This window comes from Leucobacter massiliensis (genome assembly GCF_002982315.1).
Classification (GTDB): Bacteria; Actinomycetota; Actinomycetes; order Actinomycetales; family Microbacteriaceae; genus Leucobacter; species Leucobacter massiliensis.
In genome coordinates this window covers 192168-210563 of record NZ_MWZD01000017.1, presented here as the reverse complement: position 1 = coordinate 210563, position 18396 = coordinate 192168, and the positions used below count along the sequence as shown (strand labels likewise).

21 protein-coding genes are annotated in these 18396 nt (G+C 73.0%); 7 read left to right on the top strand and 14 right to left on the bottom strand.

Annotation, left to right across the window (positions count from 1 at the left end; translation table 11 throughout):
- Position 1: 1 nt before the first annotated feature.
- A complete protein-coding gene (locus tag B4915_RS07840; protein ID WP_105805259.1) occupies positions 2-1975 on the bottom strand; it encodes a 5-oxoprolinase subunit B/C family protein in 1974 nt (657 codons plus the stop codon).
- The gene (locus B4915_RS07835; protein WP_105805258.1) at positions 1976-2731 is read right to left on the bottom strand and encodes a LamB/YcsF family protein; all 756 of its coding nucleotides are present in this window, start codon (positions 2729-2731) and stop codon (positions 1976-1978) included. It abuts the gene before it with no gap.
- 133 nt (positions 2732-2864) lie between these two features.
- Here B4915_RS07835 and B4915_RS07830 point away from each other — a divergent pair, with 133 nt between their 5' ends.
- From B4915_RS07830 to B4915_RS07815, 4 genes are all read left to right on the top strand, one after another.
- Complete coding sequence (locus B4915_RS07830) at positions 2865-3539, top strand: hypothetical protein (protein ID WP_105805257.1); 675 nt, start codon at positions 2865-2867, stop codon at positions 3537-3539.
- Positions 3540-3628: 89 nt separating this feature from the next.
- Positions 3629-4387 (top strand): copper resistance CopC family protein, encoded by a 759-nt coding sequence (locus B4915_RS07825; RefSeq protein WP_105805256.1) that lies wholly within the window; start codon positions 3629-3631, stop codon positions 4385-4387.
- Positions 4384-5010, top strand: coding sequence for a copper chaperone PCu(A)C (locus tag B4915_RS07820; protein ID WP_105805255.1), 627 nt, complete (start codon positions 4384-4386; stop codon positions 5008-5010). Before B4915_RS07825 ends, B4915_RS07820 begins: the two co-directional genes overlap by 4 nt.
- The gene (locus tag B4915_RS07815; RefSeq protein ID WP_105805254.1) at positions 4997-6304 is read left to right on the top strand and encodes a Dyp-type peroxidase; all 1308 of its coding nucleotides are present in this window, start codon (positions 4997-4999) and stop codon (positions 6302-6304) included. Before B4915_RS07820 ends, B4915_RS07815 begins: the two co-directional genes overlap by 14 nt.
- A gap of 63 nt (positions 6305-6367) precedes the next feature.
- On the opposite strand, the gene B4915_RS07810 is transcribed toward B4915_RS07815, so the two are convergent.
- The 4 genes from B4915_RS07810 to infC all read right to left on the bottom strand — a co-directional run bounded on the left by B4915_RS07810 (position 6368) and on the right by infC (position 8640).
- The gene (locus B4915_RS07810; protein ID WP_245907402.1) at positions 6368-7198 is read right to left on the bottom strand and encodes a TrmH family RNA methyltransferase; all 831 of its coding nucleotides are present in this window, start codon (positions 7196-7198) and stop codon (positions 6368-6370) included.
- Positions 7199-7335: 137 nt separating this feature from the next.
- Positions 7336-7719 carry a 50S ribosomal protein L20 gene (rplT, locus tag B4915_RS07805; protein WP_105805253.1) on the bottom strand — a complete coding sequence of 128 codons (384 nt, stop codon included), beginning with the start codon at positions 7717-7719 and terminating at the stop codon, positions 7336-7338.
- Positions 7720-7764: 45 nt separating this feature from the next.
- Positions 7765-7959 carry a 50S ribosomal protein L35 gene (rpmI, locus tag B4915_RS07800; RefSeq protein WP_105805252.1) on the bottom strand — a complete coding sequence of 65 codons (195 nt, stop codon included), beginning with the start codon at positions 7957-7959 and terminating at the stop codon, positions 7765-7767.
- 78 nt (positions 7960-8037) lie between these two features.
- Positions 8038-8640 carry a translation initiation factor IF-3 gene (gene infC / locus B4915_RS07795; RefSeq protein WP_105805780.1) on the bottom strand — a complete coding sequence of 201 codons (603 nt, stop codon included), beginning with the start codon at positions 8638-8640 and terminating at the stop codon, positions 8038-8040.
- 231 nt (positions 8641-8871) lie between these two features.
- Here infC and B4915_RS07790 point away from each other — a divergent pair, with 231 nt between their 5' ends.
- The 3 genes from B4915_RS07790 (at position 8872) to B4915_RS07780 (ending at position 10478) form a co-directional block, all read left to right on the top strand.
- Positions 8872-9249, top strand: coding sequence for a DUF1844 domain-containing protein (locus B4915_RS07790; RefSeq protein WP_105805251.1), 378 nt, complete (start codon positions 8872-8874; stop codon positions 9247-9249).
- A gap of 135 nt (positions 9250-9384) precedes the next feature.
- Positions 9385-10143, top strand: coding sequence for an AzlC family ABC transporter permease (locus tag B4915_RS07785; RefSeq protein WP_105805250.1), 759 nt, complete (start codon positions 9385-9387; stop codon positions 10141-10143).
- Positions 10140-10478 carry a branched-chain amino acid transporter permease gene (locus B4915_RS07780; protein WP_245907401.1) on the top strand — a complete coding sequence of 113 codons (339 nt, stop codon included), beginning with the start codon at positions 10140-10142 and terminating at the stop codon, positions 10476-10478. The genes B4915_RS07785 and B4915_RS07780 overlap by 4 nt, the downstream gene beginning before the upstream one ends.
- Before the next feature lie 111 nt (positions 10479-10589).
- Here the strand turns inward: B4915_RS07780 and B4915_RS07775 are convergent, their stop codons facing one another.
- The 8 genes from B4915_RS07775 to B4915_RS07740 all read right to left on the bottom strand — a co-directional run bounded on the left by B4915_RS07775 (position 10590) and on the right by B4915_RS07740 (position 18390).
- A complete protein-coding gene (locus B4915_RS07775; RefSeq protein WP_105805249.1) occupies positions 10590-10760 on the bottom strand; it encodes a methionine/alanine import family NSS transporter small subunit in 171 nt (56 codons plus the stop codon).
- Entirely contained in the window at positions 10757-12343 is a 1587-nt protein-coding gene (locus B4915_RS07770) for a sodium-dependent transporter (RefSeq protein WP_105805248.1), read from the bottom strand. Before B4915_RS07770 ends, B4915_RS07775 begins: the two co-directional genes overlap by 4 nt.
- Before the next feature lie 69 nt (positions 12344-12412).
- Complete coding sequence (locus B4915_RS07765; RefSeq protein WP_105805247.1) at positions 12413-13294, bottom strand: SseB family protein; 882 nt, start codon at positions 13292-13294, stop codon at positions 12413-12415.
- A 6-nt stretch (positions 13295-13300) separates the two neighbouring features.
- On the bottom strand, positions 13301-14053 hold the full coding sequence (gene priA, locus B4915_RS07760; RefSeq protein WP_105805246.1) for a bifunctional 1-(5-phosphoribosyl)-5-((5-phosphoribosylamino)methylideneamino)imidazole-4-carboxamide isomerase/phosphoribosylanthranilate isomerase PriA: 753 nt from the start codon (positions 14051-14053) through the stop codon (positions 13301-13303).
- A 51-nt stretch (positions 14054-14104) separates the two neighbouring features.
- Positions 14105-14737 (bottom strand): imidazole glycerol phosphate synthase subunit HisH, encoded by a 633-nt coding sequence (gene hisH / locus B4915_RS07755; protein ID WP_105805245.1) that lies wholly within the window; start codon positions 14735-14737, stop codon positions 14105-14107.
- On the bottom strand, positions 14734-15342 hold the full coding sequence (gene hisB, locus B4915_RS07750) for an imidazoleglycerol-phosphate dehydratase HisB (protein WP_105805244.1): 609 nt from the start codon (positions 15340-15342) through the stop codon (positions 14734-14736). Before hisB ends, hisH begins: the two co-directional genes overlap by 4 nt.
- A 10-nt stretch (positions 15343-15352) precedes the next feature.
- A complete protein-coding gene (locus tag B4915_RS07745; protein WP_105805243.1) occupies positions 15353-17059 on the bottom strand; it encodes a CocE/NonD family hydrolase in 1707 nt (568 codons plus the stop codon).
- Complete coding sequence (locus B4915_RS07740) at positions 17056-18390, bottom strand: NtaA/DmoA family FMN-dependent monooxygenase (RefSeq protein ID WP_105805242.1); 1335 nt, start codon at positions 18388-18390, stop codon at positions 17056-17058. The genes B4915_RS07745 and B4915_RS07740 overlap by 4 nt, the downstream gene beginning before the upstream one ends.
- Positions 18391-18396 lie beyond the last annotated feature (6 nt).

Sequence of the window (18396 nt, the reverse complement as noted above, 5' to 3'; positions counted from 1 at the left end):
CCTATCCTACCGGGCCGCAGCCCCGCAGGATCGCCGCCAGCGCCTCGCGCAACGGCCCCTCGTCAGGGCTGTCGAGGAGCTGCTGCAGTGCGGCGGCGACGGCGCCCGAGACGGCGAGCTGCGTCCGGCGCCCGTCGAGCTCCAGCGAGAACGCGACCCGCTCTGCCGAGATCGGCTGCTGCGCCTGCGGGATCGCACCGGGCCGGTCCGGGTCGACCGGCGCGAAGCGCAGCGGCTCGCCGGGCCGCAGCTGCGCGGCGCGATCGAGGTCGGCGTCGATGACGGTTCCGATCACCGGGTAGCCGCCGGTCACGGGGTGGTCGGCGAGGAAGAGCACGGGCCGGCCGTCGGGCGGCACCTGCACGGAGCCGCGCACCACGCCCTCGCTGGGCAGCTCCTCGGCGCGGGCACGCGCGAGCGGGGGGCCGTCGAGGCGGAGGCCGACACGATCCGAGCGCGGGGTCACGGTCCAGCACTGCGCGGCGAAGGCGGCACGGGCTTCGGGCGTGAACCAGTCCTCGCGGGGTCCGGGCACGAAGCGCAGCACGGCGGGGCCTGCGGGCCGGGGCGGCTCGGCCGCATCGCGCGGCGGGCCGGGCTCGGGGCCGGGGCGCGGGGCCGCGGCGGTGCCCAGCTCGGACTCGGGATCGCCGGGCGACGAGCGAGGTCCGGGTTCGGGATCGGAGTCGCCGGGGAGCGAGGAGAGCGCTCCCGGATCGGGGCCGGGCGTCGCGCCGACGGCGAGGCTGTCCCCGCGGCGCAGCGGTGGGGGCCCGAGTCCCGAGAGCGTGTCGCTCGCGGCGCTGCCGAGCGTGCGTGGCGCGGCGATCCCCCCGTGGACGGCCAGGTAGCCGCGCAGGCCGGACTCGGGGGTGGCGAGCCGGATGCACTCGCCGGGCGCGAGCGACACCGCGGTCCCCGGCTCGACGGGGTGGAGGGGCGCCCCTTCCGCGTTCTCGACGGTGGCCCGGGTGACCCAGACCGCCGCCCGCACGGCGCGCTCGGCGCGGAGCACGAGTCCGCCGTTCAGGCTTTCGAGCCCCGCCGCGTCCGGAGGGTTGCCGACCGCGAGGTTGGCGCGGCGCAGCGCCCCGCGGTCGAGCGCCCCGGACGCCGTGACGCCCACCGCCGCGTGGCCCGGGCGCCCGGCGTCCTGCACGAGGGTGAGCAGACCGGGGTCGAGCACGGTCAGCGTACCGAGCACCGCGGCGCCCGGGGGCGCGGCGTCGCGCTCCCCCGATCGCCCGGGCGCAGGATCCCGGACGGTGATCGCCTCGCGCACCGCACGGAAGCGCACCGCGTCGCCGGGCGCGATGAGCGCGGGCGGATCCCGCCGCTCATCCCACATGCGGCGCGCGGTACGGCCGAGCAGCCGCCAGCCGCCGGGTGACTCCGCCGGATACACCGCCGAGAAGCCGCCCGCGAGCGCGACCGAACCGGCGGGCACCGCCGTGCGCGGCGAATCGAGGCGCGGCACGTCGAGCCGCGGCGCGCCGCCTGACAGGTAGACGAAGCCGGGAGCGAAGCCGCCGAAGGCCGCCCGCCACGGGGTGCCGGTGTGCGCGGAGATCACGCCCGCGACGCCGAGCCCGGTGAGCTCGCCCACGGCACGCAGGTCCGCGCCGTCGTAGACGACGTCGATCCTCACCTCGCGTCCCCCGCTCACGGGCGGCTCGTCCCGCACGCCGATACGCTGCGCCGCGCGGGCGGCGCTTCGAGCGCTCGCACGGTTCGCGCAGCGCACGAGCACGGTTCGGGCCGCGGGCACGACGTCGATCACGCCGGGCAGCGCGAGCGAGCGGATCGCGGCCGCCGTCGCGAGCACGGCCGGCAGATCGGGCAGTTCGATCAGGATCGCACGGTCGCCGACGGGGAGGATCCGGCTGCCCGCAGCGCTTCCGTCCGCGCCGGGGGCGCGGTCCCCCGCCTTCGCGGCGGCCGCGTGGACGGCGCCCGCCGCGTCCCGGTCCGCCATCTACGCGAAACTCCGGATCTCGATCCCGGCGCCCTCGATCGCGGCGCGGATGCGATGCGCCAGCCGCACGGCGCCGGGATGATCGCCGTGCAGGCAGAGCGTGTCGGCAGCAATGCGCAGCGGCTCGCCATCCTGCGCGCGAATCGACTCGCCGCGAGCGATGGCGATGGCCTGATGCACGGCCGTCTCCTCGTCGAGCTGCGCTCCGGGTTCGCCGCGCGGCACGAGTGCGCCGTCCGAGCGGTAGCCGCGATCCGCGAAGGCCTCCGCCACCGTCCGCAGCCCGGCCGCGCGCGCGATCCGCTCGACGAGCGAGCCCGGCAGCACCACCAGCGGCAGGCCGGCGTCGACGTCGCGGACCGCTGCGACGACCGCGGCCGCCTGCTCCTCGTGCCGCGCGATCGTGTTGTAGAGCGCGCCGTGCGGCTTCACATAGCGCACCGTGCCGCCCTCGCTGCGCGCGAGCGCCTGCAGCGCGCCGATCTGATACACCACCTCGTCACGCAGCTCAGCCGGGTCCACCTCGATGAAGCGCCGCCCGAAGCCGACGAGATCGCGGTAGCCCGGGTGCGCGCCGATCGTCGCCCCTGCCGCGATCGCCGCCCGGCAGGTGTCCCGGATGCCGCGCGGGTCGCCCGCGTGGAACCCGCAGGCGATGTTCGCGCTCGACACCGAGGCGAGCACGGCGGCGTCATCGCCCATGCGGTAGCTGCCGAAGGACTCGCCCAGGTCGCTGTTCAGGTCGATCGACGGCATGCGGCTCCTTCTCGGGGACGCCGGCCACATAGGGCGCGAGCCGGCGGGGGGACTCCGGACACGGCGGAGCGGCCCGATCGCCGCGGCCTCCGCGCCGGCACTCCCATTCTGGGGCATCCCGTAGACTTGCGGCGTGAGCACCCTCGACCACGCGCGGCCGGATCGTGCCGCACGCGCGTGGCGCGGAGCGGCGGGAGCCGGCATCGCGACGGTGCTCGCGGCGAGTTCGCACGGCCTCGCCGGCGGCTCGATCTCGTGGTTCGCCGTCATCGCCACCGTGATCCTCGCCCTGCCGCTCTGCACCGTGCTCGCGGGGCGCATCGGCTCGCTGTGGCGGCTCGGGATCGCGGTCGCGGGATCGCAGTTCATGTACCACGGCCTCTTCTCGTGGATCGGCGGCCCGGCAGGAGCCACGGCCCCCGCCAGCGCCACGCCCGCCGAGGCGCTGTCTCCGCACGCAGCGCACCTCGGCCTCGCGAGCGGCGCGGACGCGCTGGGCTCTGCGGCGCTCGGCACCCCCGCGCTCGCCGCGGCGCCCGCCGTCGACGCCTCCGCCTGCGCCGCGATGTGGTTCGGCCACGCCGTCGCCGCGATGCTGACCATTGCCCTGCTGCACCGCGGCGAGCGCGCATTCCTCGCGCTCATCCGCCTGATCCGGCGCGCGCTCCCCGCGCCACGGATCCTCGCCCCGCAGCCTGCCCGGCGGAGCCTGCCCGCGCTCACCTCGTGGGCGCCCGTCGTCTCGGCCCGCACCCGCCTCCTCGCGGCGGTCATCAGCCACCGCGGCCCGCCCGCGATCGCGGCCTGAGCCGCACCCGCAGACTCACCCTTCCCATCTCGCGCCGTGGCCGTCGCCACGCGCCGAACCGGCAATGCCGGAGAATACCGAGGAGACCCATGTCTCAGTCAGCACGCGTGCCCGCGCACGCCCCAGTCACCCCCCGCACGGGCCGCTTCGCCCGCCTCGCAGCGGTCGCCGCCCTCGTCGCCGTCCCCGTGCTCGGCTTCGCCAGCCCGGCTCTCGCCCATGACGAGCTCCTCGGCGTCGTCCCCGTCGCCGACGCCGACGGCGGCGTCGAATCCGTGCGCCTCACCTTCAGCAACAGCATCATCGAGGTCGGCACCGAGATCGTCGTCACCGACGACGCGGGCGACGACGTCACCGACGGGGATCCCGTCATCGACGGCCCCGACGTGACGCAGCCCCTCACCGCCGATCTCGCGCCCGGCGCCTACGACGCCGCCTGGCGCGTCGTGTCGAGCGACGGCCACCCCATCGAGGGCTTCTTCGTGCTGAACGTCCCCGAGAGCGGCGACGCCACGGTCCAGCTCGGCACCGCCGCTGGCGAGGCCGCTTCGGACGATGCCGGCACCGCGGAGCACAGTGAGGAGACGGAGAGCGCCCCCGCTGAGGAAGGCGCCGCGCAGCCCGAGGCCGTCGCCGGGGAGACGCAGGAGGCCCCGGTGGGGGTCGTCATCGCGATCGTCGTCGGCGGCGTCGCAGTGATCGCGGTGGCCGTCGCCGCGCTGACCGTTGGCCGCCGACGCCGGGAGCGCGGCATGGCCGCCGATGCGCAGGGCCCCGCTGGCCCCGCGAACGGCAGCGCCACCGACAAGTCCGGCACCGCCGCCGACGACCGGGGAGACCGCGCATGATCGCCCGCACCGTCCGCGCCGCCGAGCGCCCCGCCGTCCGCGCCTCCGCGTTCGCAGCGGCCCTCGTCGCAGGCCTGCTGCTCACCGGGTGCAGCGGCTCCCCCGCCGCCGGCTCCGGCACCCCCGCCACGAGCGAGACCGCCGAGGCCGCGCAGACCGCGTCCGAGGCCGTCGGCCTGCACGACGGCTGGGCCAAGTCCGGATCGGGCATGACCGCGGTGTTCGGCACGCTCGACAACCACGGCGAGGCCGACCGCACGCTCGTGAGCGCGTCGAGCCGCATCGCGGGCGCGGTCGAACTCCACGAAACGGTCGGCACCGGCACCTCCGCCACGATGCAGGAGAAAGAGGGCGGCTTCGTGATCCCCGCGGGCGGCTCCGTCGCGCTCGAACCGGGCGGCAACCACATCATGTTCATGGACATGAGCGAGGATCTGCTGCCGGGCGACGAGGTGCCGCTCACCTTGCGCTTCGACGACGGCTCGGAGCTGACGCTGACCGTGCTCGCGAAGGACGTCGCGAGCGGCGAGGAGAACTACGCCGGCTCAGGCGGGGAGCACGCCGGTCACGGCGACGACTCGCACGGCGACGGTTCACACGGCGACGCCGATGCCGGGCACTAGCCCGAGCACCGCACCCCCGAGCACCGGCGCCCACGACGCGGCCGCCGGCGAAGCGTCCGCGGCCCCCGGGCCGCGGCGCTTCGGCCGGCGCGCCCTGCTCACGAGCGGCGCCGTCGGCGCCGGGGTCGGCGCCGCGATCGGCATCGCGACGGCGCTCGGCGTGCAGCGGGCGCCGGAGGGTTCGGGAGCCGCCGTCACCGCCGGAAGCCGCGAGGCGGAACCTTTCGGGGGCGATACCCTTCCCTGCCACGGCCCGCACCAGGCCGGCATCGTCACCGCGCCCGCGGCTCACGTGCGCTACGTCGCCTACGCGCTGCGCGAGGGGGTCGACCGGGCCGCGCTCACGCGCCTGTTCCGGATCCTCACCGGCGATGTGGAGGGGCTCACCGCCGGCGTGGCGCCGCTCGCGGACTCCGAGCCGGAGCTCGCCGAACGACCCTCGAAGCTCACCGTGACGGTCGGCGTCGGCCCCGGGCTGGTCGCGCGCGCAGGCGCGACCGCTCCCGGGTGGCTGGCTCCGCTGCCCGCCTTCGAGCGTGACCGGCTCGACGGCGCACACGACGGCGGCGATCTGCTGATCCTCATCCAGGCGGACGATCCGCTGCCGCTCGCCCACGCCGCGCGCATGATCGACCGCGAGCTGCGCAGCTTCGTCACGCCGCTGTGGAGCCAGCAGGGCTTCCGGCAGGCGCGGGGCTCCGAAGCCGACGGTACGACGATGCGCAACCTCATGGGGCAGATCGACGGCACCGTCAACCCCGACCCCTCGGAATCGGGCTTCGAGGAGCTGGTGTGGATCGGAGAGGACGGCCCGGCCTGGCTGAGGGGCGGCAGCGCTCTCGTGCTGCGGCGTATCCGCATGGAGCTGGACACCTGGGATCAGATCGGACGCGTCGCCCGCGAGCAGACGATCGGAAGGCGCCTGTCGAACGGATCGCCGCTCACGGCGCCGCCCGAGGCCGAGGAGCATACGCCGATCGACTTCGAGGCGAAGGACGCGAAAGGCCTGCCGGTGATCCCGAGCTTTGCCCACGCGAGGCGCGCGCACTCGGAGGACCCCTCCGAGCGCATCTTCCGGCGCGGCGCCAACTACGACGAGGGCGGCGAGTCGGGCCTGCTGTTCGCCTGCTACCAGCGGAACCCGCTGCGCCAGTTCGTGCCGATCCAGCGCCGCCTCGACGAGCTGGACCTGCTCAACGAGTGGGTGACGCACACCGGCTCCGCGGTCTTCGCGATCCTCCCGGGCTTCGAGCCGGGCGAGCTCATCGGCGCGGCACTGCTCGAAGGCGGCTGATCCCCGCCCGTGGGCGCGCTGCCGCTGCGCGCAGCACCGCAGCGGCAGCGCGCGGTGGAGGGCTCACGCGTCTCTCCGCTGCGCAAACGCGGTCTCGTAGAGGATGACGCTCGCGGCGGTGGCCAGGTTCAGGGACTCGGCGGCGCCGAAGATGGGCAGCTTCAGCGAACGGTCGGCCAGGGCCCGATCCTGGGCGCTCAGCCCCCGCGCTTCGTTGCCGAATATCCACGCGACGGCTCCCGCGAGCACCCCCTCGGAGCGGGCGCCGAGCAGATCGTCTCCCCGCACGTCCGCCGCGAGCAGCGTCAGCCCCGCCTGCCGCAGCTCCCCCGCGAGCTCGTCGAGGCCGCCCGACACGACGACCGGCAGGTGGAAGAGCGACCCCGTGGTCGAGCGCACCACCTTCGGGTGGAAGGGATCGATGCTCTCCCCCGCGAACACGACCGCGTCCGCCCCGGCCGCGTCGGCGGCGCGCAGCACCGCCCCCGCGTTGCCCGGATCCCGCACCTCGTGCAGCACCGCCACCAGCCGTGCGCCGCGTACCGCTTCGCTCACGGGCGTGCTCCACGTGCGTGCCACGGCCACGACGCCCTGCGGATGCACCGTTTCGCTCACCGCGGCCAGCACCTCGTCGGAGACCCGCTCCAGGCGCACCTCCGCGTCGGAGGCGAGCCGGTCGATCTCGTGCTGCCAGCTCACCGCGCCCAGCGTCGCGTAGACCGTCTCGGCCAGCTCGGGCCGGTGCACGAGCAGCTCCCGCACCGCCTGCGGCCCCTCGACGAGGAAGCGCGCCTGCGCGACGCGCTCCTTCTTGCGCGCGAGTGCCGCCGCACGGCGCACACGCAGCGCCTTCGGATTGCTCAGGATCGTCTCATCGGCGTTCGGCGTGCTCACCGCACCAGCCTAGCGCGGGAGGGCGGCGCGCCCGGCCGGCACCCGCGCCGCAGCGGGGTGCCGCCGAGACGCACCCGCACGGAACGCAAAACCCCGCCGCCCGGGGACCGGACGGCGGGGCTGAGCAGCGAGGGGACTCAGGCGGCCTTGGGGGCCGAGGTGTCCTCGGGGAGCGCGTTCTTCGCGACCTCGACGAGCGAGGCGAAGGCCTTCGGCTCGTTCACGGCGAGCTCGGCGAGCATGCGACGATCGACCTCGACGCCCGCGAGGCCGAGGCCCTGGATGAAGCGGTTGTAGGTGAGCCCGTTGGCGCGGGCGCCGGCGTTGATCCGCTGGATCCACAGGCGGCGGAAGTCGCCCTTCTTCTTGCGGCGGTCGTTGTAGGAGTAGACGAGCGAGTGGATGACCTGCTCTTTGGCCTTGCGGTAGAGGCGCGAACGCTGTCCGCGGTAACCCTCGGCGCGCTCCAGGATGACGCGACGCTTCTTGTGGGCGTTGACGGCCCGCTTGACTCTTGCCATTTCAGTTCTTCCTTACGAAAAGTCTTGGGTGGTGACGGGCCGTAATCAGTGGCCGAGGAGCTTCATCGCCTGCTTGGCATCGCCCTTGGCGAGCACCTGCTCGGCGTTCAGGCGGCGCTTGCGCTTCGAGGCCTTGACCTCGAGGTTGTGGCGCATGCCGGCCTGCTGCTTCATCAGCTTGCCGGATCCGGTGACCTTGAAGCGCTTCTTGGCCCCGGAGTGGGTCTTCTGCTTGGGCATCGATTTCTCCTTGTCGTGTGCGCGCCGAAAACGGCTGCGTCGTACACGGCGCGGCTGCGTGGGCAGCCCGCCGCAGATCTATTCGCCGGCGGTGGCGCCGGCCGCCTTGTCCGCCTTGCGGGTGGCCTTCTCCTCGGCGCGGCGGGCGTTCTGCTCGGCCTTCGCCTCGGACTTGTTCTTCAGCGGGGCGATCACCATCACCATGTTGCGGCCGTCGATGCGCGGCGACGACTCGACGGTGCCGAACTCCGCGATGTCCTCCGCGAACTGCTGCAGCAGGCGCACGCCCATCTCGGGACGCGACTGCTCGCGGCCGCGGAACAGGATCATGGCCTTCACCTTGTCGCCCTGCGAGAGGAAGCCGACGGCACGCTTCGTCTTCGTCTCGTAGTCGTGCTTGTCGATCTTCAGGCGGAAGCGGACCTCCTTGAGGACCGTGTTCGCCTGGTTGCGGCGGGCTTCCTTCTGCTTCTGGGCGGCCTCGTACTTGAACTTGCCGAAGTCCATGATCTTCGCCACGGGCGGCTTCGAGTTCGGGGCAACCTCGACGAGATCGAGATCGGCGTCTGCCGCCAGGCGAAGCGCAGTCTCGATCGGCACGACACCGACCTGCTCGCCACTGGGTCCAACCAGTCGCACCTCGGGGACGCGGATTCTGTCATTCGTACGGGGATCGCTGATCGCAGGCTCCTCTGATCTCGGGTGATGGTCGCTCGGGGAGCGACGGACGGAGATCAGGGCCGCGCACGCGCCGCCCGCACCCTTGAGCTGCCGCGTGAGCGACGGGGTGCCAACTACCCGGTAACCTAGAAGGCGGTGCCGGGTGGGAGAATCTCCACTTCCGCATCTCGGTAGGACACCGAGAACCACGGACCATCCTAGCACACCAGCCGCCGATACAGTCAGGACGAGATGACCGAGAACCCGCTGCCCACCGCCCCGTCACCGGACCCGGAGGCGGATGCCGCCGCGCAGGCCGCGCGGGACATCGCCGAGGTGCCCGCGGTGGAGGTGATCACCGCGGCCGCGGTCAATCTGCTGAGCGCCGCCGCGATCAAGTGCGGGCTCGCCGACGACCCGGAAACCCAGACCGACCTCGACGAGGCGCGCAAGCTCATCAACGCCCTGGCGGGCCTCATCACGGCCGGTGCCCCCGAGATCAGCGACTCGCACGCACGTCCGCTGCGCGACGGGCTGCGCTCGGTGCAGCTGGCCTTCCGCGAGGCCTCGGCGATTCCCGACGAGCCCGGCAAGGGCCCCGGAGAGAAGTACACCGGCTCGGTCATCTGACGGCGGCGGCCCCGATCCGGTCCCTGTGCCGGCAGCCTCGGCACACTCCATCCCCGGCCCGGCATGAACCGGCCCGACCCCGCACGATCGTCGGCGCACACGCGCTGCGCTCGTTCTCTGCGGCACAATGATTCCATGCCCGCTCCCCTCGCCCCTGCCGACGCCGCCCCGGCGTCCGAGCGTCGCGCCGGCCTCGCGGACTCGCTGGGCGTGGGCATCGGGATCTTCCCCCTCGGCGTCGCGCTCGGCATGCTCGTCGTGCAGGCGGGCCTGCCCTGGTGGCTCGCCCCCGCGCTCTCCGTCGGGGTCTTCGCGGGCTCGGTCGAGCTGCTCCTGGTCAGCCTGCTCTCGGCGGGCACGCCGCTGCTCACCATCGCGGCGACGGTGTTCGCGCTGAACTTCCGGCACGTCTTCTACGCCTTCTCCTTCCCGCTCGGCCGCGTCCGCCCCGGTCTCCCCCGCGCCTACTCGCTCTACGCGCTCATCGACGAGGCCTACGCCACCTACGCCCTGATCCCGGCGGAGCGCCTGAGCTCGGCCCGGATCGTCACCGGCCAGCTCGCCATGCAGGCCTACTGGGTCGCGGGCGGCCTGCTGGGCGTCGCCATCGCGAGCGCTCTGCCCGAGCCGATCGAGGGCTTCGAGTTCGCGCTCTACGCCCTCTTCATCGTGATGACGCTCGACGCCGTGCGCAGCCGCCGCGAGATCCCCTCGGTGGTGCTGGCCGGCCTCGCCATGACAGCGGCGATCCTGCTCGCCCCCGATGCGGCGCTGCTGCTGGGGCTCGCGCTCTTCACCGCGCTGCTCGTGCTCCGCTTCGGGGTGTCGCTGTGGGCGGAGCGGCGAACCGGGCGGGGCGCGCAGGCGGGGCCGGCCCGGGAGGACGCATCGTGACCGTGACCGAGGCCGCGATCCCCTACCTCATCGCCGCCATCGCGATCAGCGGCCTCATCACCTTCGGGCTGCGCGCCCTGCCCTTCGCGATCCTGAAGCCGCTGCGCCGCTCCCGGCTCGTGCAGCGCCTCGGGATCTGGATGCCGGCAGGCCTGCTGTGCATCCTCGTGATCGCCGTGCTGCGCGACGAGATCCTCGCCCGGCCCGGGTACCTCTGGGCGATCGCCGCCGCCACGGCCGTCACCGTGATCGTGCACCTGACGTGCAAGCGGCGCGCGCTGCTGAGCATCGCGGCGGGCACCGCGTGCTACGTGGTGCTGCTCAACGTGTTCTGAGCCGCGCGCGGTGCGCCGGGTCCCCGTGCGCGGCACGCCCCGTCGCGGCACGGCCCGGCGCGGCACGCCCCGTCGCGGCACGGCCCGTCGCGGCCCGGCCGCTCTCGGCGATCAGGTGTCGCGCATGGGGAAGTGCGGTCCCTCCGCGGGATCCGCCTCCTCGCCGCCGGGCGGGTACTCGTCCACTTCCGGACGGCGCGCGAGGAACACGGCGCTGGCGACGAGCCCGCCCCAGACGATGACGATGGACAGGCACAGGAACACGATCGCGATCGGGGTCATCGCGCACCTCCCTCAGCGCCGGCCGCGCGGGAGACCGGCAGCGACGGCCACGGTGTGAAGCGCTCGGGATCGGAGCGCCACGGACTCGCCGTCAGGGCGATCGCCCCGATCACCATGATCGCGATCGACCCCCATCCCGCGATCAGCAGGTACAGCTCGTCATAGCCGCCATACGGCTCCTGGAACAGCTGCCGGATCGTGGCGACGAGCATGAATCCCAGCACCACCGGCACCACGAGCGAGACGAAGAACAGCCAGCCGCGCCCCACCCGGAAGGTGGACAGCGCGCTCAGGTGCCGGCTGAGCTCGCCGCCCGCACGCCGCACCCACAGCACCGTCACGGTCATCACGATCGCCGATGAGACGATGCCGATGTTGTTCGCCCAGTTGTCGATCGTGTCGAGCGCGATCAGCCCGGTGCTCGTGCCGAACAGCAGGATCGACACGATCGCGAGCCCGCCCCCGATGCTGTACACCGCCGTGCGGCGCGGGATCCCGAACTTGTCGATCACTCCGGCGAGGATCACCTCGAGGATCGAGATCAGCGAGGTGAGGCCCGCGAGCACCAGCGACCCGAAGAACAGCGCTCCGAAGAACTGGCCGCCGGGCATCTCCGCGACGATCGCCGGGAAGGTCATGAAGGCGAGGCCCACCCCGGTGAGACCCTCCAGCTGATCGACGGCGATGCCTTGCTGGAAGGCGAAGAAGCCGAGCGTGGCGAAGACGCCGACGGCGGCGAGGATCTCGAAGGAGGAGTTCGCGAAGGCCACCACCAGGCCGGGCGTGGTCATGTTCGAGCGGCGACGCCGGTACGAGGAGTAGGTCAGCATGATGCCGAAGGCCACCGACAGCGAGAAGAAGATGTGGCCGTAGGCGGCGATCCACACCGTCGGATCGGCGAGCGCCGCGAAGTCGGGCGTGAAGAGCGCGTTGAGCCCGTCCACCGCGCCGGGCAGGAACAGCGCCCGCACCACGAGGATCAGGAACCCCACGACGAGCAGCGGCATCGCGATGAGGTTCGCCGCCTGGATGCCCTTGACCACGCCGGCGCCGAGCACCGCGATGGTGAGGAGCCACATGATGACGAGCGGGATCAGCACCGCCGGCACGAAGTCGAGTGTGAAGCTGCTGTCGGCGAGGCGGAGGTAGTCCCCGGTGAAGAAGCCGGTCGCGTCATCGCCCCAGCGCAGATCGAAGGAGAAGATGAAGTAGCTCGCCGCCCACGCCAGCACGGCCGTGTAGTAGATCGCGATGAACACGCAGATCATCACCTGGAACCAGCCGATGCCCTCGCCGAAGCGCCCCGCGATGCGGCGCAGCGCGAGCGGCGCGGATCCGCGGAAGCGGTGCCCGATCGCGTAGTCGAGGAAGAGGATCGGGATCCCCGCCGTCAGCAGCGCCACGATGTAGGGGATGAGGAAGGCGCCGCCGCCGTTCTCGTAGGCGACCCCGGGGAAGCGCCAGATGTTGCCGAGCCCTACCGCGGATCCGATGGCCGAGAGGATGAAGCCGAACTGCCCGGTCCACTCGGCGCGCGGCGGTGCGGCGGACGCATTGGACGGGGCGGTCGTGCGCTGAGGCATGACTGAGAACTCCTTCACGTTTCCCGAAATACCCCGCGAGCGTAGCAGGATTCGCGTGATCCTCGCGCCTCAACCCGCCACGGGGCGCACCCGCAGCGAGTCGACGCGCGCCGCGATCACGGCGTCGCGCGCCCAGCGCTGCTGCAGTTCGCCGACGAGACCGCCGAGCGCGGCGCGGTCGAGACCGGCCGCGATCCGCAGCACCACATCGGTTTCGGGGGCGAGCAGGCGGGCCTGCGGGTCTCCCGGCAGCAGGGCGATCCCGAGCACCCGGTCCTCACCCGCGAGCGAGGCCCGGAAGGCGTCGAGGACGCGCGGGTCGGCCCAGGCGGGGGCGGTCCGCTCGCCGAGCGCCACGGCCTCCAGCTGCGTGCGCCGCACGCCGAACTCGCGCTCGGGCGTGCCCGGATCGACGATGATGAGCTCGGTCTGCTCCTGCGCCGCGGCGAGCGCCGCCTGCGGGCCGGGCACCGGGATCGGCCGCGCCTCGGCGTGCCAGGCGCGCATCGTGCCGACCGAGCTGAACACGGGCATCACGGTGCGGCCGTCCGGAGAGGCGACCGTGACGATGGAGAGCTCCTGCGACTTGTCGACGGTGCGGCCGTCGGGCGTGAGCCCCGTGCCGCCCGCCTCGGCGAGCAGCGGGATCAGCACCCGGCTCGCGGAGAGCGCGAGGAGCGCCTCGGCGTGCGCCTCGGCCAGCTCCGCGAGCGCATCGGCGGTGGCGTGGGGCGTCGCCGCCCTCGCCGCGCCGCGCAGGCGCTCGACGGCCTCGGCGAACGCCTGCGGCGCCCGGCCGTCGTCCCCGGCGAAGGCGGTCTCGTGATGCTCGAAGGTGCGTCCCGCCCACGGGAAGCCGGCCGAGTCGGCGGCGCCGCCCGGGACCAGGCTCTCGGGCACCCCGGTCGAGCGCGGCGCGTCGCCGGTCGAGGGGAGCTTCTTGATCGCCATGGCGCCCTAGGAGGGCCTTCCGGCCACGTCGAGCGCCGCCGGGAGCGTGAAGGCGCCGTCGTAGAGAGCCTTGCCCACGATGGCGCCTTCGACGCCGAGCGGCACGATCTCGCGCAGCGCCGCCACGTCGTCGAGGCTCGACACGCCGCCCGAGGCGACGACCGGGCGGTCCGTCCGCGCGCACACCTTGCTGAGCAGCTCGATGTTCGGCCCGCGCAGCGTGCCGTCCTTCGTCACGTCCGTCACCACGTACCGCGGGCAGTTCGCGTCCTCGAGCCGGTCGAGCACCTCCCAGATGTTGCCGCCCTCCTCGGTCCAGCCGCGCGCGGCGAGGGTCTCGCCGCGCACGTCGAGGCCCACCGCGATCTGCTCGCCGTAGCGGGCGATCACGGCGCGCGTCCACTCGGGGTTCTCGAGCGCCGCGGTGCCGAGGTTGACGCGCCTGGCCCCCATGTCGAGCGCCGCCTCGAGGCTCTCGTCGTCGCGGATCCCGCCGGAGAACTCGATGTTCACCGACCCCGCGCGCTTGATGATCTTGCGCGCCACCGCGACGTTGCTGCCGCGTCCGAAGGCGGCGTCGAGGTCGACGAGGTGGATCCACTCCGCACCCTGCTCGACCCAGTCGGGGGCGGCGTCGACGGGGCTGCCGTAGTTCGTCTCGGTGCCCGCCTCGCCCTGCGTGAGGCGGACGGCCTTGCCGTCCACCATGTCGATGGCGGGCAGCAGCTGCAGTCGCGGGCCGGTCGCGAGCTCGGTCATGGGTGGGGGTCTCCTTCGGGGCTGGGGTCGAAGATGGTGCGGTCGATCGCGCTAGAGCGTCGAGATCCAGTTGCGCAGCAGGCGGATCCCCGCCTCCCCCGACTTCTCGGGGTGGAACTGCGTGGCGCTGAGCGGGCCGTTCTCGACGGCGGCGACGAAGCGCTCGCCGTGCTCGGCCCAGGTGACGAGCGGGCGGGTGGCTTCACCGCGGCCCTCCAGCGTCCACTCGGTGGCGGCGTAGCTGTGCACGAAGTAGAAGCGCTCGTCCTCGATGCCGTCGAACAGCGCCGTGCCCGCCGGCGCTTCGACCGTGTTCCACCCCATGTGGGGCAGCACGGGGGCGCGCAGCTCGCGCACGCTGCCGGGCCACTGGGCGAGGCCCTCGGTCTCGACGCCGCGCTCGACGCCGCGGGAGAACATGACCTGCTCGCCGACGCAGATGCCGAGCACGGGCCGGCCGCCCGCGAGGCGGCGGTCGATGAGCTCGTCCCCGCGCACGGCCCGGAGCTGGCGCATGACCGCGTCGAACGCGCCGACGCCCGGCACCAGCAGCCCGTCCGCCTCCGCGACTGCGGTGCGGTCCCGGGTCAGCTCGACCTCGGCGCCCGCGTGGGCGAGCGCCTTCACCGCCGAGTGGACATTGCCCGAGCCGTAGTCGAGCACGACGACCCGCTTCGCGGTCACAGGGCTCCCTTGGTGGAGGGGACGCCGGCGACGAGCGGGTCGAGCGCCTTCGCCTGCCGGAAGGCGCGTGCGAAGGCCTTGAACTCGGCCTCGGCGATGTGGTGCGGATCCCGCCCCTCGATCAGCTTCAGGTGCACCGTGAGCCGGGCGTTGAGCGTGAGCGCCTCGAAGAAGTGCCGCACCATCGATCCCGTGAAGTGACCGCCGATCAGGTGGAACTCGAATCCGGCCGGCTCGCCCGAGTGCACGAGGTAGGGGCGGCCCGAGATGTCGACGACGGCCTGGGCGAGCGCCTCGTCGAGCGGGACGAGCGCGTCGCCGTAACGCGAGATGCCGCGCTTGTCTCCGAGGGCCTCGAGGATCGCCTGCCCGAGCAGGATCCCCGTGTCCTCGACGGTGTGGTGCACGTCGATGTGGACGTCTCCCTCGGCTCGGACCGTCAGGTCCGTGAGCGAGTGCCGCGCGAACGCCGTGAGCATGTGATCGAAGAACGGGACTCCGGTCGAGACGTCGGAGGCGCCGCTGCCGTCGAGGTCGAGGCTCAGGCTGATCTGCGACTCGCTCGTGGTGCGGTCGAGCGAGGCGGTGCGCGTCTGGGCAGTCATGGAGTCGATTCTATCGGGGTTCTCCGGCGCTCCCCTCCTCCACGCGGTAGCGCAGCACGCTGGGGTGCTCGGGGCCGGTGTGGAGGCGCCACTGGCCGTGGTTGCGCAGATCCTCGTGCAGGATCTGCAGCGGCGGCACCCCGTCCGCGGGGGGCCGTTTGCGGAAGTCGTGGCCCTGCACGGTGAGCAGCAGCGACTCCCCGGGATGGAAGCGCGTCCCCGAGGGCCAGATCTCGATGTCGAGGGCGGTGGGCACGCCGGCTTCGAGCGGCTGCTCACCGTCGTGCGGGTGGACGGGCACGAGCGGCGTCGACCGCGTCTCGTCGAGCGCGCGGTGGCTGGCCCGCAGCCAGCCGAGCGCGACCGGCCCGTCGGCGAAGAGCGCGTTGAAGGGGAACAGCACCTCGTGTCCGGACGCGTCGAGTTTGCGCACGATGACGAAGACGTCGGCGTCCTCGGCCTCGTCGGCGCTGAGCCACAGTCGCAGGGACATCGGGCCGACGATGTCGGTGGCCTCCGCGAACACATGCCGGAAGCTCGCACTGCCGGTGCTCGCGTCGAGCCGCGTCTCGCCGGCGGCCGCGGGAGGGGCCTCCTGCAGTTCGCCGGCGCGGGCTTCGAGATGCAGCTCCCGCAGCCCGCCGGCGGGCGGCCACTGGCCGAGCGTGCGCCACGCGCTGTCGCGCGGGTCGCCCGTGTCGCGCAGCTCGACGCGTACCCGCGGCCAGCCTGCGATCCCGCGCTCCTCGCCGCGCAAGAAGGTGTCGAAGAAGGCGCGCTGCCGCTCCACGCTTTCCGGATCGTAGAAGTAGGCCCACTTCTTCTGGCCGTGGACCTCCAGCCACTTCTGCTCGGATCCCATCCGCGCGAAGGCGTCGAGCGTGCCGCGGGTGTGCAGGCCGTGATCGCTCCACGAGGCCACGACATAGGCGGGGACCTCGATGTCCTCCAGCGGACCGTACTTGCCTGCGTAGTATTCGTCGTCGAGCGGGTGCGCCGCGAGATTCGCCGCCGTGTCCTCGGTCCGGCTGAGCCCGTAGGAGACGTTCTGAGAGACCCGCGGCCGGAAGCCGGTCTCGGGGATCCCGCCGTGCGTGGCGAACTCGCGGTACCAGTCCGCGAAGCACTCCCACGGGCTGATCGCCTTGAGCGAGGGCGGGCGCACCGAGGCCGCCTGGTACTGGCTGCCCGCCAGGTACGAGACACCGAGCATGCCGACGTTGCCGCTCGACCAGGACTGGGCCCCGAGCCACTCGATCGTGTCGTAGAGGTCGTCCCGCTCCTGCGGGCCGTTGTGCGAGAAGTCGCCCTCCGAGTGCCAGAGACCCCGCGGGTCGGCGAAGGCGACGGCGTAGCCGTGCGCGGTCCAGTAGGCGGGGTCGGGCGACTCGAAGCCCGTGAACTCGGAGACCCAGGCGGGGTCGACACCCGAGCCGCTGAAGGTGCGGCTCGTCACCCAGTGCTTGCCGTAGGGCCCCCAGGCGAGCAGCACGGGAAGCCCGGAGGCCTCGCGCGAGGGCCGGTAGACGTCCAGGTAGATGCGCGTGCCGTCGCGCATCGCGACGGGGGCGTCGCGCTCGACGATCAGGCCCGGGTGCTCGACGATCTCGTGGCGCAGCGGCGGCGGCGGGGGCTTCCCGACGACAGTCGCCGGGTCGTTGCCGGGTCGGGTGATCACGCGGGCCCCGTGACGGTCCTGCCCTGCGGGGGCGCTCATCGGGCACGCTCCGCGTCGGCCGCGCCGCCGAAGCGGTTGGCGGGTCGCGGCAGCCCGAGGTGGTCCCGCAGCGTCACGCCGGTGTACTCGGAGCGGAACAGCCCGCGATTCTGGAGCTCCGGGACCAGCTTCGTGCAGATCCGCTCGAAGCCGTCGGGGTTGTAGGGCGAGTTCAGGTTGAAGCCGTCGCAGGCCCCCGCCTCGAACCACTGCTGCATCCGGTCCGCGACGGTTTCGGCGGTGCCAGCCACCCACTGGTGCCCGGTCGAGCGCGCCCGGTCGTAGATCAGCTCGCGCAGGCTCAGACCCTGTTCGACCGACTTGCGCCGGTAGATGCCCTGCCGGCTCGACAGGGTGCCGATGCTCGCAAAGCGCTCGGCGGGGATCGGCTCGTCGAGCTCGAGATCCGACAGATCGGCCTGCAGGTCGCCGGCGATCTGCAGGCGCCCCTGCTCCACGTCGAGGAACGAGCTCAGCTCCGCCGCGATCTCATCGGCCTCCGCCTGGCTGTCGGCGACGACGGGCACGATTCCCGGAATGACCTTCACCTCGCCCGGCTCACGGCCCTGCTCGGCGGCAAGGGCCTTCATCCGGGCGGAGAATTCAACGGCCTGCTGCAGATCCGGTTGCGCCGTGTAGATGATGTTCGCCACGGCGCTGCCCAGGCGCATTCCGGGCCCGGAGGATCCCGCCTGCACGAGGACCGGCCTCCCCTGCGGCGAGCGCGGCATGTTCAGTGGCCCCTCGACGCGGAAGTAGTCGCCCTCGAAGTCGATGCGCCGCAGCCGTTCCGGGTCGAGCCACCGTCGCTCGGCGCGATCGACGATGACGGCGTCGTCCGACCAGCTGTCCCAGAGCTCCTCGACCACCCGCACGAACTCCTCGGAGCGCCGGTAGCGCTCTTCCGGCTCGGGCGCGGCCTCGATGCCGAAGTTTCGATATCCGTCGGCGCTCGTGACGATGTTCCAGCCTGCGCGGCCGCCGGAGAGGTGGTCGAGCGAGGAGAGCAGGCGGGCGACGTTGTATGGCTCGTACAGCGAGGTCGACAGGGTGCCGATGAGGCCGATGCGCTCCGTGCGCGCGGCGAGCGCGGCGAGCGTCGTCATGGGCTCGTAGAAGCCGTTCATCATGGTGTCGCCGCGCAGTGTCGAGGTGGCGTGCGCGACGTCGCCGAAGAACAGGGCGTCCAGCTTGGCTTCCTCGGCCATACGGGCGATGTCGCTGAGGAAGCCGAGTCCGGGGACCTCTTCGGCGCGGCTTCCCGGCCGGCACCAGCTGTTCCGGTGGTAGCCGAGCGGCATGACGAAGGTGGTCAGGTGCATGTGCGCCATTGCGGG